At 68.4% G+C, this 16,620-nt stretch carries 12 protein-coding genes; 4 read left to right on the top strand and 8 right to left on the bottom strand.

From position 1 onward, the window contains the following. Window positions 1–411 precede the first annotated feature (411 nt). The 3 genes from CBW24_RS13965 to CBW24_RS13955 form a co-directional block, all read right to left on the bottom strand. Window positions 412–1,200 (bottom strand): lysophospholipid acyltransferase family protein, encoded by a 789-nt coding sequence (locus tag CBW24_RS13965; protein WP_097373916.1) that lies wholly within the window; start codon window positions 1,198–1,200, stop codon window positions 412–414. A gap of 1 nt (window position 1,201) precedes the next feature. Continuing rightward, on the bottom strand, window positions 1,202–2,107 hold the full coding sequence (locus tag CBW24_RS13960; RefSeq protein ID WP_088662886.1) for a cell division protein FtsX: 906 nt from the start codon (window positions 2,105–2,107) through the stop codon (window positions 1,202–1,204). Window positions 2,108–2,418: 311 nt separating this feature from the next. Continuing rightward, window positions 2,419–3,093 carry a cell division ATP-binding protein FtsE gene (locus CBW24_RS13955; protein WP_088662639.1) on the bottom strand — a complete coding sequence of 225 codons (675 nt, stop codon included), beginning with the start codon at window positions 3,091–3,093 and terminating at the stop codon, window positions 2,419–2,421. 215 nt (window positions 3,094–3,308) lie between these two features. On the opposite strand from CBW24_RS13955, the gene CBW24_RS13950 reads away from it, so the two are divergent. Then, complete coding sequence (locus CBW24_RS13950; RefSeq protein ID WP_097373915.1) at window positions 3,309–4,520, top strand: zinc-ribbon domain-containing protein; 1,212 nt, start codon at window positions 3,309–3,311, stop codon at window positions 4,518–4,520. A gap of 656 nt (window positions 4,521–5,176) precedes the next feature. On the opposite strand, the gene CBW24_RS13945 is transcribed toward CBW24_RS13950, so the two are convergent. The 5 genes from CBW24_RS13945 to ubiA form a co-directional block, all read right to left on the bottom strand. Then, window positions 5,177–7,891: a TIGR02302 family protein gene (locus CBW24_RS13945; RefSeq protein WP_097373914.1), complete on the bottom strand. Its 2,715-nt coding sequence runs from the start codon at window positions 7,889–7,891 to the stop codon at window positions 5,177–5,179. 220 nt (window positions 7,892–8,111) lie between these two features. Next, window positions 8,112–9,377, bottom strand: coding sequence for a diaminopimelate decarboxylase (gene lysA, locus CBW24_RS13940; RefSeq protein ID WP_097373913.1), 1,266 nt, complete (start codon window positions 9,375–9,377; stop codon window positions 8,112–8,114). A 1,063-nt stretch (window positions 9,378–10,440) separates the two neighbouring features. Then, complete coding sequence (locus tag CBW24_RS13935; RefSeq protein ID WP_088662635.1) at window positions 10,441–10,770, bottom strand: prefoldin domain-containing protein; 330 nt, start codon at window positions 10,768–10,770, stop codon at window positions 10,441–10,443. Further along, window positions 10,767–12,743: an OmpA family protein gene (locus CBW24_RS13930; RefSeq protein WP_097373912.1), complete on the bottom strand. Its 1,977-nt coding sequence runs from the start codon at window positions 12,741–12,743 to the stop codon at window positions 10,767–10,769. Before CBW24_RS13930 ends, CBW24_RS13935 begins: the two co-directional genes overlap by 4 nt. Before the next feature lie 75 nt (window positions 12,744–12,818). Then, window positions 12,819–13,814, bottom strand: coding sequence for a 4-hydroxybenzoate octaprenyltransferase (ubiA, locus tag CBW24_RS13925; protein WP_097373911.1), 996 nt, complete (start codon window positions 13,812–13,814; stop codon window positions 12,819–12,821). A 13-nt stretch (window positions 13,815–13,827) separates the two neighbouring features. Between ubiA and CBW24_RS13920 the strand changes: the two genes are divergently transcribed. The 3 genes from CBW24_RS13920 (at window position 13,828) to CBW24_RS13910 (ending at window position 16,616) form a co-directional block, all read left to right on the top strand. Next, window positions 13,828–14,556 (top strand): 16S rRNA (uracil(1498)-N(3))-methyltransferase, encoded by a 729-nt coding sequence (locus tag CBW24_RS13920; protein WP_097373910.1) that lies wholly within the window; start codon window positions 13,828–13,830, stop codon window positions 14,554–14,556. A gap of 67 nt (window positions 14,557–14,623) precedes the next feature. Continuing rightward, window positions 14,624–15,166 (top strand): hypothetical protein, encoded by a 543-nt coding sequence (locus tag CBW24_RS13915; RefSeq protein ID WP_088662631.1) that lies wholly within the window; start codon window positions 14,624–14,626, stop codon window positions 15,164–15,166. Between the two features lie 79 nt (window positions 15,167–15,245). Continuing rightward, window positions 15,246–16,616 (top strand): glutamate--cysteine ligase, encoded by a 1,371-nt coding sequence (locus tag CBW24_RS13910; protein ID WP_088662630.1) that lies wholly within the window; start codon window positions 15,246–15,248, stop codon window positions 16,614–16,616. Window positions 16,617–16,620 lie beyond the last annotated feature (4 nt).

The following is a 16,620-nucleotide window of genomic DNA, read 5'->3' as shown; positions in this document are numbered from 1 at the left end:
GGGCGGGCGCTTTGGCACGCCTGTGGTCAGCGGTTTATCTCGAAAGCCCCGGACGAGGGTCGTGCGGCGCGTGACAGCACCAATGCGCCCTCCCATGGGGGAGGGAGGGCGCGGGCCAGAGGCTGGTCGCCTCCGGCCCCGCTGGCTGCATCGTTCCTCCTAGACCGACAATCGCCCTCCCTCGGGCAGGCGCTTTGGCACGCCTGAGGGGCAGCGGTTTATCTCAAAAGCCCCGGACGAGGGTCGTGCGGCGCGTGATAGCACCAATGCGCCCTCCCATGGGGGAGGGAGGGCGCGGGCCAGAGGCTGGTCGCCTCCGGCCCCGCTGGCTGCACCCGTTATACTCTCCAGATTAGGGCATGAGCCGCCCTCGACCCCGCAGGCCTGACCAGCACTCGCGCGCGCCTCTCCTCAGCGCGCGATCTCGCCGGGTGCTGTTTCCACCGGCACTTCGGCGGGGTCGGGCAGTTTGGCCGGGTCGAACCCGCCTTCGATCATCAGCCGGTTGGATGCCGTTTCGATCCGATGTTCCAGCACGCGCATCAACTGGCTTGCGGGCAGGCCGGGCGCGACGGGGTCGAGGAATTCCACCACGGCCAGCCCCGGCTTGCGGTAGATCCCATGTCGCGGCCAGAACACCCCGACATTCGTCGCCGCCGGCACACACGTCTGGCCCAACTGTTCGTAAAGAATGCCGACCCCTACCTTATAGGGCAGGGCGGCGCCTGCGGCGACGCGGGTGCCTTGCGGATAGATCACCAATTGCCCCGGCTCGATCCGGCCTTGCGCGACGCTTTCCTTCATCGCGCGGATGGCCGCCGCGCGCTTGCCCCGATTGACCGGCACGCAGCCGATCCGCTGGGCGAACCAGCCAAGGATCGGCGCGCGGCGCAGTTCGGCCTTCATGATGAATTTCGGTCGCGGCAGCACCGACACCAACAGGATGATGTCAAAGAACGACTGATGCTTGGACGCCACCAGCACCTCATCCTGCGGCACCTCTCCGCGGATTTCGCTGCGCAGCCCGGTCAGGACGGCGGCGCTCCACCGCACATAGCGGCAATAGGTGTGGACGGCGGCGAAGGCGTATTTGCGATCATAGGCGGATAGCGGCGCAAAGAAGATCCCCAGCACCAGCATCGCCAGATACATCTGCACGATGAACACCAGCGAGCGCAGCCATTGCCATGCATATGCCATATCAGGTCAGCTCCTTCAGGCGGCGCAGCGCCGCGAACCGTGTCGCCCAGAAGGCTGTAAGCGCCGCCAGTGGCGGCACGACGAGAGGCCAGAGCCAGCCAGCCCCGGCAAAGCCCAGACCGCCCAGCACGCCCGTGGCCGCATCGGCGGCAGGCAGCAGCGCGATGAGCGCCATTCCGGCGGCGGTTCCGATCCCGGCTCCGAACAGCGCCCGGCGGGTGAAGCGCCGCACAAAGGCACGGGCGATATAGACATCGCGCGCGCCCACCAGCCGCAGCGCCGCGATGACGCGGGCATTGGCGGCAAGCGCGGCATTGGCCGCCAGCACCACCATCGCGGCGGTGGCGGTGCCGATCAGGACCAGCGCCAGCAGCCCCAGCGTGCGCACCCGCGTCGCCGCGCCGACCAGCGGCGTGCGCCAGCGGGTGTGGTCGTCATAGATCGCGCCCGGCACCTCGCCCGCCAGCCGCGCGCGCAACCCGCCCGCGTCGATGCCGTCCTCGGTCGTGGTGATCTCGATCAGCGCGGGAATCGGCAGGGTTTCCACCGGCAAGTCAGGGCCGAACCACGGCTCCAGCAACGCGCGCTCCTCCTCCGGGGTGAGCCTGCGCGCTCCGGCCACGCCGGGCGTTTCGCCCAGCAGGGTCAGCGCGGCGGCGACCTGCGCGTCGACCTGTCCTTCGGGGGCGGAGATGCGCAGCGTCGCGGTGCGGGCCAGTTCTTCGCTCCAGCGGTCCGCCATCCGGTCCGTCGATACCGCGACGGCCAGCGCAAAGACCGCCAGCACGGCCATCGCGCCCGCCGTCAATTGCGTCAGCCGCGCGGTGACCCCGGTGGGCGGCACCACCCGGTCGGCGCCCGGATCCCCCCGCAGAAGCGCCCATGCAAGCTCCCCCCAGCGGCGCAGCCCGCGCGCGAGCCGCCGACCCAGATCACCGGCGCTGCGGCGCGGGGCGTCGGGCGCGGCGGTGGGGCTGGATTGGCGACGCGGCGCCGGGCCGGTCGTGGGCGCGACCCCTGCGGCGGGGCTACGGGGTGGCTGGGTGCGCGTTGGCGCAGCGCCGTCGCGACTTGCCCCGCTGAGCCGGGGGTTGTGCAGGCCGGGCGCGGCCCCGTTGCCTGTCTGCGTGCCGGGCTGCGCGCCGTTTTGTGCGCCGGGCTGCGCGCCGGGCTGCGCCCCGGTCTGTGTTCCGCCGGGCCGGTCGTCTTGATCGTGGCTCACAGGTCCGCCCCCGCCAATTGCAGCCGCGCCCCGGCGATGCGCAGCACACGGGCCGGCACCTGTTTCTTTGCCGCGCGGATCAGGTTCAGATCATGGGTCGCGACCAGCACGGTCTTGCCCATGCGGTTCAGCTCCACCAGCAATTGCAGCAGCCGCAGCGACATGTCCCAATCGACATTGCCCGTCGGCTCGTCGGCAAGGATCAGATCCGGCGCCATCACCACCGCGCGGGCCAGCGCGGCGCGCTGGCGCTCACCGCCCGATAATTCGGGGGGCAATGCCTCGGCCCGGCGCTCCAGCCCGACCCAGCCCAGCAATTCGCGCAGGTTGGCGGGCTCTGGCTCCTTGCCTGCGACCTTCAGCGGCAGAGCGACGTTCTCAGAAAGCGGCAGATGATCGAGGAACTGGCAATCCTGATGCACCACGCCGATGCGGCGCCGGGTCTGGGCGATGTCGTCGCGCGACATGCCGCGGACCGAACGTCCGAGAATGCGAATGTCGCCTTCGGTCGGGAACAGTTCGAAATAGCACAGCTTCAGCAGCGTCGATTTCCCCGCGCCCGACGGGCCGGTCAGGAAATGGAACGAGCCGGGCGGCAGGTGCAGGCTCATCTCCCGCAGCAGCGGCTCGCCGCCGCGATAGGTATACCCTGCCGCTTCCAGTTCGATCACGTCTGCTCTCCTCCGCGCCTGTGTCGGCGCCTGTCGGTTGCCACGGCGCCGGACCGATCGCCCTGCGATGGCGCGGGCGGTCGGATGGGCCGGGCTGCGGTGTCTTTTCTGCCCCACCCCCGGACCGGTTGCAATCAGCCGCCCCTCTTACGGGGGGATTTGCTGGCAATCGATGGGCCGATTGGTAGAGTTGGGCGAATACAGGCTAATAACGGATGGCGCCACGATCATCCGAGGGGAACGAGATGCGGCTGATCTGTCCGAATTGCGAGGCTCAATACGCGGTCGGTGACGATCTGATCCCGCCGGGCGGGCGGGATGTTCAATGTTCCAATTGCGGGCGGACGTGGTTCCAATACCCCGAGGGCGAAGCGGGCCCCGATGCATCGGCCCGCGCTGCGGGGGATGTGGCCGACCCTCTCCCTGACGATGCTGCCCCGCCGGAGCCCGAAGACCGCCGTGCGGACGATCCGTCTGCGCCGGCCTCTTCGCGGATCAAGGTGTCGCGCGGCGTGCGCGCGCCCAAACCTGCCCCGGTGCCAGCGCCAGACCCTGCGCCGCAGGCGACGGAGGCCGATGCCGATGCCCCCGATTGGGACGCGGATGACGAGGCCGAAGACGCCGCGCCCGTTCCACCGGTGACCGCGCCCCGCCGCAGGCTCGACGCGTCGCTGTTGCAGGTGCTGCGCGAGGAGGCCGAGCGCGAGCAGGCCGCGCGGCGCCGCGAGGCCGGAGGGCTGGAGATGCAGCCCGACCTTGGCGTTGCGGAGCCTGAGCGCGTGCGGGCCACGCCGCCGGTGGACCCTGCGCCCGAGCCCGAGCCCGATACCGGCCCAGCCGATCAAGCCCCCCCGGTGCCGCGCCCCGACGCGGTGCCCGACCCCGTCCGCCCGGTCGCCGAAGATGCGCCCGCCGCGTCCGATACGCCAGAGCCGCGCAGCCCGGCCCGGACGCCCGCGCCTGCCGCGCCGTCACAGACCGAGGCTGCGATCATCGCGGGCAGCGCCGCCGCGATGGCGCGCGGCGACCGTCCCGACCCCGAGCCTGCCCCCGTCAAGCCCGCGCCGGTCACGGTGGAGGAGGACGCGGCCCCGATGCCGGACAAGCGCGGCCCCCGCCGGGATCTGCTGCCCGACATCGAGGAGATCAACTCCACCCTGCGTGCCAGTGGCCAGACCACGACAAAGGAAACGCAAGACCCCCGCGTCGCCCGCGCGGCCCGGCAACGGCGGCAGAAGGGCTTTCGCCTGGGCTTTGGGCTTGCGCTGATCGCGGCGGGGCTGGCGCTGTTCGTCTATTCCCGCGCGCCGATGATCGTCGGCTGGCTGCCACAGGCCGAAGCGCCGCTGGTGGCCTATGTCAACGCGGTCAATGACGGGCGCGTCTGGCTCGACGACCGCCTGCGCCAGATGGTCGGCCCGGATTAAGGCGCGCTATCGAGGGGGGGGCGTGGCGCCACGACTGCGGGGCGGAGGCGTTGAGTTCTGAGGTTTCGAGGCGCTGCCACTCTAGGTGCACCGCAAGCCTGCCCGTGGGGTGGCGCAGCTGCGTTTAAGCGGGTGTGCTTTATGGTGCCACATACTTCCCCGCTCTAAGGTCCGCGCAGGGGTGACAAAGCGCCAGCCCGCCGGGACGGGCAGGCGCTCGCCCGCGCGGCCTACGGCCTTGTTCGCGGGCGGGGGCGCTGAGTTCCGGGGGGCTGTGAGGGGGGTGTTGGGTGTTTTGAGCGCTCGGTCTGACGGTCAGCAGCTTTGTCTGTGAGCATGGGCTCTTTGCGGCGTTCCGACGTTCCGACACGAAGGTTTCAGCGCAACGGGAGCCTGCCCGTGGGATGGCGCAGCACCGGGCGTGCAGTTCACTTTATGGAAACACTCTCCTCCCCGCTCCGAGGTCTGCGCAAGGGTGACAAAGCGCCAGCCCGTGGGGACGGGCAGGCGCTCGCCCGCGCGCTTCGCTTGTTCGCGGGCGGTAGCGCGGAGTTCTGAGGGGCTGTGAGGGGCGTGTTCTGAGCGCTTGTTCTGGCGGTCTTGGTCACACGGGGCAGGGCGGTGGTGTTTGCCGCCCTCGACCCCCAGTGACCCTTTCAAAAACGGTCCAGAAGGCGGCGCAGGTAGTCCAGTTCCACTTCGGGGCGCTCTTGGTCGCCGGAGCGGCGGCGGATTTCGTCGAGCAGGTCGCGGGCGCGGCGGTAGACGTCTTCGCCTTGCAGCAGGTTCTCGTTGGAGCCCAGCTCGCCTTCGGTGCCGCTTTCGCGGCCCAAGGGATCGCGGCGACCGTTAGGGTCGGCTTGGCCCATCGATTGGCCCTGCTGGCCGGGCTGTTGCTGACCCTGCTGTTCGGCCATGGCCTCGCCAAGATTGCGCATGCCTTCGCGCAGCGCTTCCATCGCCTGCGCCTGATTGTCGATCGCCCCGGCGAGGTCGTCATTTTGCAGGTCGCGCTCGGCACGGTCCATCGCATCGCCCGCGTCGTCGAGGGCGCGGCGGGCGGCTTGTCCGGGTTCCGTCCCGGCCCCGGGGAGGTTCTGGCTTTGGCGATTGAGTTCCTGCCGCAACTGGTTCTGCCGTTGGGCGAGGCTTTCGGCGCTGGGTGCGCCGGGTTGGGTGCCATCGCCCTGTCCCGGTTGGCCCGGTTGCCCCGGTTGGCCGGGCTGCTGGCCCTGTCCCGGCTGGTTCTGGCCTTGCTGGCCCTGACCCTGTCCCGGCTGCTGTCCGGGCTGTTGGCCCGGTTGCTGGCCCGGTTGCTGGCCCGGTTCGCCGGGATTGAACTGTTCCTGTAGATCGCGGAACGCTTCGTCCGACAGACCCTGCTGATCGCGGAGCGTCTGGGCGAGGTCATCCATCGCCTGCTGGCCGGGATTTTGCTGCCCCTGACCGGATTGGCCCTGCGCGACCTGCATGTTCTCCATCATCTGCTGAAGCTGTTCGAGAAGCTGCTGGGCCTCGGCGGTGCGGCCTTCCTCCATCAACTGCTGCAGCTGGTCGAGCATCTGCTGCAACTGATCGCCCGTCATTTCCATCATGTTGTCGGCTTGCTGCTGCGACTGGTCCGGGTTCTGCTGTTGCTGCTGGGCAAGCTGGTTCATGTATTCCGACAAAGCCTGCCGGTAATCCTGCATCAGATCGGCGATCTCTTCTTCGGTGGCGCCGTTGCGGATGGCCTCGGCCAGCTTGTCGCGGGCCTGCCGCAGCCGTTCCAGCGCGTCGGCCAGATCGCCCTCTTCGATGCGGGAGGCGATTTCCCACAGGTCTTCGGCGATGCGGTCGCGGGCCTCGGCGGCGAGCCCACCGGGGCGGTCGTTTTCGAATTCCAGCTGACTCAGCACCAGTTTGATTTGCAGATAGGTGGAGGCGTCCCGGATGATCCCGTCGGGCCGCCATGTGACAGCGCGGATCACCTGCGCGGCGCGGCGGCCATTGGTGCGCGTCCACAGCAGATCGCGCCGCATCTCGATCAACGAGGCGGCGAGCGGATCGAAGAAGCGCCGCCCCGGCAGGCGCATCTGCATCGGCTCGGACAGGCCCTCCTGCCCGGCGGCGTCGAGCACGGAAAGTTGCAGGCGCACCGGCAGCCCGGCCCACGGATGTTTCGAGAAATCCTCGATCAGTGTTTCGCGGAAGTCATCGCGGCCGCCGGAGATTGGCATCGGCAGATCGACGGTGATGGGGGCGCGCGGCTCCGGCGCGGCGGTCAGCCCGTAGCGGCGGGGCAGGGCATCGAGCGCCAGGTCGAACCGGGCCCGACCGGATTGCACGCCGTAGTCGTCTTGGGCGGTGAAGGGCTGGCTCATCTGGCCGGAGGCCTCGATCTCCACCGCGCCATCCAGCGCGACACGGGGCGCGGCATCGCCGATCACGCCGATCTGCCAACTGCGCCCGCCCTGACCGTCGATGGTCAGTTCGCCAGCCTGCGCGACGGCAAAGCTGCGGGCCATGCTGTCGGTCACCGGGGCGGCGGTGTCGGTGTCAGGGGCGTCTGGCTCAGGGGCGGGGGTATCGGCTGCGGTGTCGGTCGCGGTGTCGGTTTCGCCTTCGGACCCCGCGAGGGGGGCAGGGGCGGAGAGCGTTTCAGTCACGGTCACGTCGCCGGGCTGGCCATAGAGCCGGAGCGCGATACGGCTGCCCACGGGCACGTCAAAACTGTCTGCCGCGATGTCGTTAAGATACAGCGCGGGGCGGTTGGTATGGGCGGGCGGCTCGATCCAGCCTTCCCATGCGGGGCCAGCGGCGATGGCCGCGCCCGGCCCGGCGGTGAAGCTGTCGGTGACGGACGCCGCCCGCCAGACCGAGCCGAAAAGCAGCGCGGCCACGAAGGCGGTCAGCGCCACATAGCGCAGGGCAAAGGGATCGCGCGCGGCGAGCCGCAGGTCGGGCCGCACCGGGCGGGCGCGGGCCGCGCGATCAGCCATGCGCACGATATGGGCGTGCCAGACCGCGACCGAGGCGGCATCTGTCGCGCCAATGGCCTGCGTGTCCGCCAAGGCGCGGATCGGGTTGCCGGGCAGCGTGGCGTCGAGCCGGGCGGCGGCTTCGGCCCGGTCGGGCCAGCGGAACCTGCGCGCGCCCCAATAGGCAAGCGTCGCGCAAAGCACCGCGACCAGCCCGGCCCCGGTCCAGATCACGGTCTGCGCCGCATAGTCATGCAGCCCAAGGAACAGCAGCGCCGCAACGCCCAGCAGAACCGACCACAGCGGCCAGAACGCCCGCGTCGCCCGCTCCGCCACCAGTCCGATACGGGTCAGGCGCAGCGGCCAGAGCAGCGATTTCAGGGCTGATGTGCGGGCGTTTTCGTGATCCATGCCACTCCTGCCGGTCGGGACTTCGCTGGGGTCTCGGGTCGGGTCGTTTCGGACAGCAGTGTGCCCGGCATGGCTACGGCCACAACCCTGAAACCGATCCCCGCGTGTCCACGCATCCTGCCGATCGGCGGTGCGACGCCCATAGCCGGGCGCGGCACCAAGGCCGCGTCCCGGTCAACGACCGGGCGGGATCACCCTGCCGGGACGGGGCGATACCGGCTTACAACCACTCGGGCAGCTTATCGCGGGCGATGATTTCGTCAAATGTCGGACGGGGGCGGATGACGGCGAATTGATCGCCCTTCACCAGAACCTCCGGGATCAGGGGGCGGGTGTTGTATTCGCTGGCCATCACCGCGCCATAGGCCCCGGCGGAGCGGAACGCGACCAGATCCCCGGCACCAAGCTGCGGCAGGTGCCGCCCCTTGGCAAAGGTGTCGCCCGATTCGCAGACCGGCCCCACCACATCATAGGCGCTGGTGTCCGCCCCCGGTGCAGGCTCGACCACCGGAACGATGTCATGATGCGCGTCATACATGGCGGGGCGCAGCAGATCGTTCATGGCCCCGTCGAGGATCAGAAATTCACGGTCCTCGCCCGATTTGACGTAGATCACCCGGCTGACCAGCAGACCGGCATTGCCGGAGATCAGGCGTCCGGGTTCGATTTCGATCTCGCAGCCCAGATCGCCCACCGTTTCGCGGATCATCGCGCCATAGTCGAAGGGCAGCGGCGGCGCTTCGTTCACCCGCGTGTAGGGGATGCCCAGCCCGCCGCCCAGATCGAGCCTGCGGATGTCATGGCCTTCGGCGCGCAGGGCGCGGGTCAGGTCGGCCACTTTGGTGAAGGCGGTGCGGAACGGCTCGATATCCGTCAGTTGCGAGCCGATATGCACATCGATGCCGACGACCTCCAGCCCCGGCAGGGCAGCGGCACGGGCATAGACCTCCCGCGCGCGGGAAATCGGGATGCCGAACTTGTTTTCCGATTTGCCGGTGGCGATCTTGGCGTGGGTTTTGGCATCCACATCCGGGTTCACGCGGATGGTGATGGGCGCGGTACGGCCCAGTTCGGTGGCGACGGCGGAAAGCGTTTCCATTTCGGGTTCGCTCTCGACGTTGAACTGGCGGATGCCGCCTTGCAGCGCCTGCGTCATCTCCTCCCGCGTTTTGCCCACGCCCGAGAACACGATGCGGTCACCGGGCACGCCGGCGGCAACGGCACGGGCATATTCCCCGCCCGACACCACATCCATCCCGGCGCCCAGATCGGCCAGTGTTTTCAGCACCGCCTGATTGGAGAGCGATTTCATCGCAAAGCAGATGGTGTGATCGAGCCCCGACAGCGCGTCCTGAAACAGCTGGAAATGCCGGGTCAGCGTGGCGGTGGAATAGACGTAGAACGGCGTGCCGACAGCAGCGGCGATTTCGGACACCGGCACGTCTTCGGCATGCAGCGCACCGTCGCGGTAAAGGAAGTGATCCAACGGCGGGTCTCCCGGAGGGTGAAGGGTGGCAAAGGAGCATATGGGCGGGACGTCCGCCCTGCGGTCAATTGGAGCCGGGTCATAGCATATGCGCGCCTGCGGGCAATGGCGGGGTGATCGGGGCAGGTGGTAAGGCGCGGGGGTGGGCCTGCCTGCGGGGGAGGCGGCACCCGCGCGAGGGTGGTGTGGCTGGCGCAGCGTGTGCCTGCCCGTGGGGTGGCGCTGTGATGGTTGGGCGGGTGTGCTTTATGGTGCCACAGCCTCCCCGCTCCGAGGGCAGCGTGAGGTGGCAACGCGCCAGCCCATGGGGCGGCAGGCGCTCGCTCTCGCGGCCTTTGGCCTTGTTCGAGAGCGGGTGTTGAGATCGGAGGTTGTGAGGCTCCGTTGTCTGGGTGCGCCGTGAGCCTGCCCGTGGGGTGGCGCTGTGATGGGGGAGCGGGTGTGTTTTATGGTGACACATACCTCCCCGCTCCAAGGTCCGCGCAAGGGTGGCAAGGCGCCAGCCCGCCGGGACGGGCAGGCGCTCGCCCGCGCGGCCTTCGGCCTTGTTCGCGGGCGGGTGTGCTGAGTTCGGAGGTTGTGGGTCTCTGTTGTCTGGGTGCGACGGTAGACTGCCCGTGGGGTAGCGCTGTGACGGTGGGGCGGGTGGGCTTTATGGTGACACATATTTCCCCGCTCCGAGGGCAGCGTGAGGTGGCCAAGCGCCAGGCGCTCGCCCGCGCGCTTCGCTTGTTCGCGGGCGGGGGTACTGACTCCGAGGGTAGTTTCAGGTCTGGAGGCTAAGCACGACGGGAGCCTGCCCGTGGGATGGCGCTGGCACGGTTGAGCGGCGAGCTTTATCCCAGCCATGTTCCTCCCCGCTTTGAGGTCAGCGTGAGATGGCAAAGCGCCAGCCCGGGGGACGGGGCAGGCGCTCGCTCTCGCGCCCTGCGGGCTTGTTCGAGAGCGGATGTGCTGAGTTCGGAGGTTGCGGGTCTTTGTCGTCTGGGTGCGACGGAAGACTGCCCGTGGGGTGGCGCAGCGGGCGTCCGCTGCGCAGCGCTCATGCACGGGGCCGGGCGGCTTAGCCGGTGGCGTTTTGGCGTTCGATATAGCCGTGGAGTTCTTCGGCTTCGGCGCGGGCGGCGCGGAGGCCGTCCATCGCGGCGCGGAGTTCGGCTTCGGTCTGGCTGAGCTGATTGGTCAGTTCGGCCTCGCGCTGCTGGAGGTAGGTGATCGCCTCGTCGCGGCTTTCCTCGGCTTCGTGCAGGGACTGGGCCATCTTGTCCAACTCGCCCATTTCGGACTGGGTGACGCGGGTCAGGCGCAGCACCAGCCAGCACGAAAACCACCCCAGCAGGAAGGCTACGAAAAGGATGATCGCCGTGACGACGATAAATTCGGTTCTGTTCACTGTTGCTCCGCCTCGGCTGTCCCGGACCCGTTATCCACCCCGTCGCCGGAGCCATCGTCATCCGAGGCCTCCGCATCCGGTGCGCCGTCAGCTTGGGCCCCGTCGGGTGCCCCGGCCGTCTCATCATCTACCGGGTCGGCCTCTTCGAGAACAAGACGGAATTCGATGCGGCGGTTTTCCTCACGGCCCTGTTCGGTGTCGTTATCCGCGATGGGGGTCGTTTCGCCATAGCCGCGTGCGGTGATGTCGGCGGTGAGGACGCGGCGCGCCATCAGACCTTCGAGCACCGCATCGGCGCGGGCCTGGCTCAATTCGAGGTTCATGACCTCGCGGCCCTGACTGTCGGTGTGACCGCCGATTTCCAGCACCAGTTCAACCTCGGAGCAGCTGCCTTTCAGCACGTCCGCGATGCGGTCGACGACGCCGATACTGTTGCCCGTGATCTCGGTCGAGCCGGGATCGAAGGCGATTTTCTGATCGGACTGAATGGCATTGATGCGGCGCACGCATTCTTCGGCGCTGGGCAGGTTGGCGATGGGATCGAAGGCCTTTTTGTAGACCACGTCGATTTCAAAATTCTGGCTTTCGCCCAATTTGTCCGACAGCAGGCGGGAGATTTCAGCGCGGGCCTCGGGATTGCCGGTTTCGCCCTTTACGGAGACGAAGGCCGGTTGCACCACGACCGCGCCGTGTTCCAGTTCGGACAGGGCCTGAAGCCCGGAGAGAACCCGCACCGGCCAGCCGTCGGGCAGGGCGTCATCGACGCGGGCGGCGGCATAGACGCGTTCGATGCCAAACCGCGCGCGGGCGAAGCTTTCGACGGCTTCGCGCTGCTGTTCGTCCGTGACGCGGCCGCGGATCTGCACCTGCCCTTCGGGCGAGAGGGTCGCGACGAATTCTGGGGGGCCTGCCTCCGCATCGCCGGTGCCGTCGACGGCGACAGGCTCGGGCAGGACGGAATGCAGCGAGAATACATCGGGCAGACCCGATTCCAGTTCGCCCACCACCCGGTCGAAATCGTCCTGCGTGGCGGTGTCGAGCGCGACAAGCGACACATCGGCATCCGAGAAGGTGACCGAGCCGCCGCCGAGTTCCGCCAGCGCCGCGATACCTTGGGTGACGGCGGTGCTCCATGCCGGGGTGGGCACGCCCAGCCCGAGGGTGCAGGTGACGTTTTCGGCCAGACCGGCCTTGCGCGCGGCGGCGAGGATGCGCGCGGCGGCCTCTTCGGTATCGGCGGAGCAGGCATCGAAGCGGGCGCCATCCTCATCGATAAGGAAGCGCAGGGTGAAGGGGGTGATCACGGGGCGCGGGGCGGAGATGTCCATCGCCAGATCGACGGCATCGGGCACGGCGCGGCGCAATTCGGCCTCGAGCCGCCGCTTTTCCTGCCCGGAATTGGAAATGGCGGTGATGCGCACCGCTTCGTCGGTGATCGAGATCTTGGAGCGGGGCAGGCGGGCCAGCGCCTCGAATCCGAAATCCATCGCGGTTTCCCAGCCATCGGGCACCGGGTAATCGGCGGTTTCCAGCAGGTCCACGACCTCTGCCCCATCGGCGATGCGGGCGATGTCGCGGGCGATCTGTTCGCGGTCGAGCTCCGCCGGAATCAGCCCGATGAGGGAAATGCCTTCGCCGTTGCGCAGAATTTCGATCGTGAATTCGGGCGATTCGACGGGGTTGGCGGGGGTCACTTCCATGTTGTCGATGACACGGGAGCTTTCGACCACCTCGCCCGTGATCGACAGGGCGCGGAAGCGATCCGCCTCGGTCGGGGCGGTGCCGCTGAGTTGCACCTGCAACCCGTCGGAGCCGACCTCCACCCATTCGAACCCGTTATCGACAAGGGCGTTGCGCACCCCGGCCTGCGAGACCCGTTCGACAACCGAGGCCGCCACCCCGGCGGAAACGAGCGACAGGCAAGCGGCAGCCGCGAGCGCTGTCGCGGAAATCACGACGGGTCCAACACGCATGGGCAGAAATTCCTCGTTTGTTGCGGGAATGCACTTCCTTTAGGCCGGGAGGGCCGCAGGTTCAATCCGCGCGGCTCAGAGCACGATCACGATCGCGAAAAACAGCGCAGGGATCAGCCCGGCGTCGCGATTGGCGCGAAACAGGGTCAGGCAGCGGTCGGTGTCGTCGATGTCGAGCCGTCCCAATTGCCACGTCATGTGCCAGCCAAACGCCCATGCCCCCGCCAGCCCCACGACCAGTGCCAACGGATCGGCCAGCGGCGCCAGTGCGAGAATCACGGCGATGGACATCAGCAGCACCGAGATCGCCATGAACAGGCGCAGCCAGCCGGGACTGTCGGCGCCGAACAGGCGGGCAGTGGATTTCACCCCGATGAGCGCGTCATCCTCGGCGTCCTGATGGGCATAGATCGTGTCGTAGAAGATCGTCCACGCGATCCCGGCAAGGTAGAGAAACACCGGCGCCAGCGACAGCGAGCCGGTATGCGCGGCCCATGCCAGCAAGGCGCCCCAGTTAAAGGCCAGCCCGAGAAAGATCTGCGGCCACCATGTGAACCGCTTGGCAAAGGGATAGATCGCGACGAGGGCAAGCGAGCCGATGCCGAGCCAGATCGCAGTGGCGCCGAAGGTCAGCAGAATCAGAAACGCGATCCCGGCCTGAATGGCCATCCAGCCCGCTGCCTGCCGCACGGTGACCTGCCCCGACGGAATCGGACGGGAGCGGGTGCGCGCCACTTTGTCGTCGATGTCGCGGTCGGTGATGTCATTCCATGTGCAGCCCGCCCCGCGCATCAGCCACGCGCCGATGCCGCAGCCCGCGATGATCCACAGATCGAACCAGCGCCAGCCGGTCGCGGCGGCGGCCAGAAGCACGCCCCACCAGCACGGCAGCAGCAACAGCCATGTCCCGATGGGCCGGTCCGCGCGGCTCAGGCGCAGATAGGGACGGAACCGGGCGGGCGCGTGGCGGTCGACCCAGTTGCCTTTCACGGCGTCGGCGACCTCGCCTGTCGTGGCGCCATCAGCGGTGGCGGGTCGCGCGGTGTCTGGCATCTGCTGCGCCTCGGTCATATGGTCTGGCCTCATGGGATCGGAAGCAAAAATCAGGCTCTTTGTAGAGCACCCTTTGGGGGCGGGGCAAACCGTCCCTCTGTCGCGGGATCAGGCGCATTACCTGTTTGGGGTCATGCGGCAGACCGAAGGCGGGCGCGTGAAGCTGTTTAACGGTCGCGCGGGCGAATGGCTGGCCGAGATCAGCCGCGCGGGCAAGCGGGGTGGAGAGCTGACCTGTCTGGAGCAAAGCGCCCCGCAACTGGCGCCGCCCGACCTGTGGCTGCTGTTCGCGCCGATCAAGAAGGCGCGCACCGATTTCATCGTCGAGAAAGCCGCCGAGATGGGCGCGGCGCGGATCGTGCCCGTGCAGACCGAATTCACCAATTCCGAGCGCATCCGCCGGGATCGGTTGCAGGCGCACGCGGTGGAAGCGGCGGAGCAATGTGGCGGCACCTATGTGCCCGAGGTCGCCGATCTGGTGCGGCTGGACCGGTTGCTGGCGGACTGGCCGGAGGCGCGGCAACTGATGTTCTGCGATGAGACCCGTGTGGGCGCGCGGGCGGATCTGGCCGGGGCGGGACCGGGGCCTTGGGCCATTCTGATCGGCCCCGAGGGCGGGTTTTCCGAGGCCGAGCGCGCGCGGATCGCGGGGGTGCCGCAGGCGCGGGGGGTCAGCCTTGGTCCCCGCATCCTGCGCGCCGATACGGCGGCGGTGGCGGCAATGACCCTGTGGCAGACCGTGCTGGGAGACTGGCAATGACGCGGGTGGTGCGGCGGGGCCGCAGGTGCGGGCCAGCGGATCTGCGGCGCGCGGAAAGCGGCGCGCGATGATCCGGCCTGAACTGCGCCGCTGGGCGCTGCGTCATTCCGAGGTGCTGGGGGCTGCGGGGGTCGCGCTGGCGGGGCTGTGGCTGATCTGGCTCGGCGGTTGGATCCTGCAGGCGCTGGGCGTGGCGGTGGTGCTGGCGGGCGGTGCCGGGATCGTGATCGGGCTGCGGCGGCTGCGGTTTCGTCTGCCGGAGGACGCGCCCGGCGTGGTCGAGGTGCTGGAGGGGCGCATCGCCTATCTGGGGCCAGAGACCGGCGGCGCCGTGGCCCTGTCAGAATTGTCCCGCATTGAAATCCGCGTGCTGCCCGGGGGCGGCGCGGCGCGGGGGCGGTGCTGGCGGCTGCGCCAGCAGGACGGACAGACCCTGATGATCCCGCTGGCGGCGCGCGGGGCGGCGGATCTCTATGATCTGTTCGCCGCGCTGCCGGGCATGTCGGACCGGGCGTTGCAGGGGGCTTTGACGGGGCCGGACCGGGTGATCTGGTCGCGCGACGAGGGCGTGGCACGGGTGGCGACCCTGCGGCTTGCGGAACGCTCGTGACTTGACACCCCCGGCACCGCGTCGCAGGTCTGTCGACGCAAAGCCAACAGACCTGCGACAGCGACCGGAGCCTCCCCAGATGTCCATTCCCCAATCCGGCGGCGGCCCGATCGAGCGTCACGCCCAGCTTGCCGAATATCTCGCCGAAGGCTGCAAACCGCGTGACCAGTGGCGCATCGGCACCGAGCATGAGAAGTTCGGCTATTGCAAAGACACCCATCTGCCGCTGCCCTATGAGGGCGCGCGATCCGTACGGGCGATGCTGGAAGGTCTGCGCGACCGGTTCGGCTGGGCCCCGGTGGACGAGGCGGGCAAGATCATCGGCCTGACCAAGGAAGGCGCGAATATCAGCCTTGAACCCGGCGGTCAGCTGGAGCTTTCGGGCGCGCCGCTGGAGACGATCCACGAGACCTGCGACGAGGTGAACACCCATCTGCGGGAAGTGAAGTCGGTGGCCGACGAGATCGGCATCGGCTTCATCGGGCTGGGCGCCGCGCCGGAATGGTCGCATGAGCAGATGAGCATGATGCCCAAGGGCCGGTATCGGTTGATGACCGATTACATGGGCCGGGTCGGCACGCATGGCACCCAGATGATGTATCGGACCTGCACGGTTCAGGTGAACCTCGATTTCGGGTCCGAGGCCGACATGGTGCAGAAAATGCGCGTGGCGCTGGCATTGCAGCCGGTGGCGACCGCGCTGTTTGCCAATTCGCCGTTCTTTGACGGCAAGCCCAACGGCCATAAAAGCTGGCGCAGCCGGATCTGGCGCGGGCTGGACAATGACCGCACCGGCGTGCCGTCATTCGTGTTCGACGAGGGTTTCGGGTTCGAGGCTTGGGCGGAATACGCGCTCGATGTGCCGATGTATTTCGTCTATCGCGACGGCAAATATATCGATGCGCTGGGCCAGTCCTTCCGCGATTTTCTGCGCGGCGAGTTGCCCGCGCTGCCCGGCGAAACCCCGACGCTGAGCGACTGGGCCGACCACCTGACCACCCTGTTCCCCGAAGCGCGGCTGAAGAAATTCATCGAGATGCGGGGCGCCGATGGTGGCCCGTGGCGCAGGCTATGCGCGCTGCCCGCATTCTGGGTCGGGCTGACCTATGACCAAAGCGCGCTGGATGCGGCAAGCGATCTGATCGCGGGCTGGGATCAGGCCACGCGTGAGGAATTGCGCATCGCGGCCTCGGTCGAGGGGCTACAGGCGCAGGTCGGCGGCATCCGCATGCATGATCTGGCGCGCGAATGCGTGGCCATCGCCGAAGCGGGCCTGAAAGCCCGCGCGCGGCCCGGTGCCGGGGGGCTGATCCCCGACGAAAGCCATTTCCTGAATGCGCTCCGTGAAAGCATCGAGACCGGGCGCACGCCTGCGGATGAGCTGCTGGAGCTGTATCACGGCGAGTGGCAGGGCAAGCTGGACCCGATCTACGACGCGTTCAGCTACTGAGCGA

The organism is Pacificitalea manganoxidans (genome assembly GCF_002504165.1).
GTDB lineage: Bacteria > Pseudomonadota > Alphaproteobacteria > Rhodobacterales > Rhodobacteraceae > Pacificitalea > Pacificitalea manganoxidans.
This window is presented reverse-complemented; position numbering and strand designations above follow the sequence as displayed.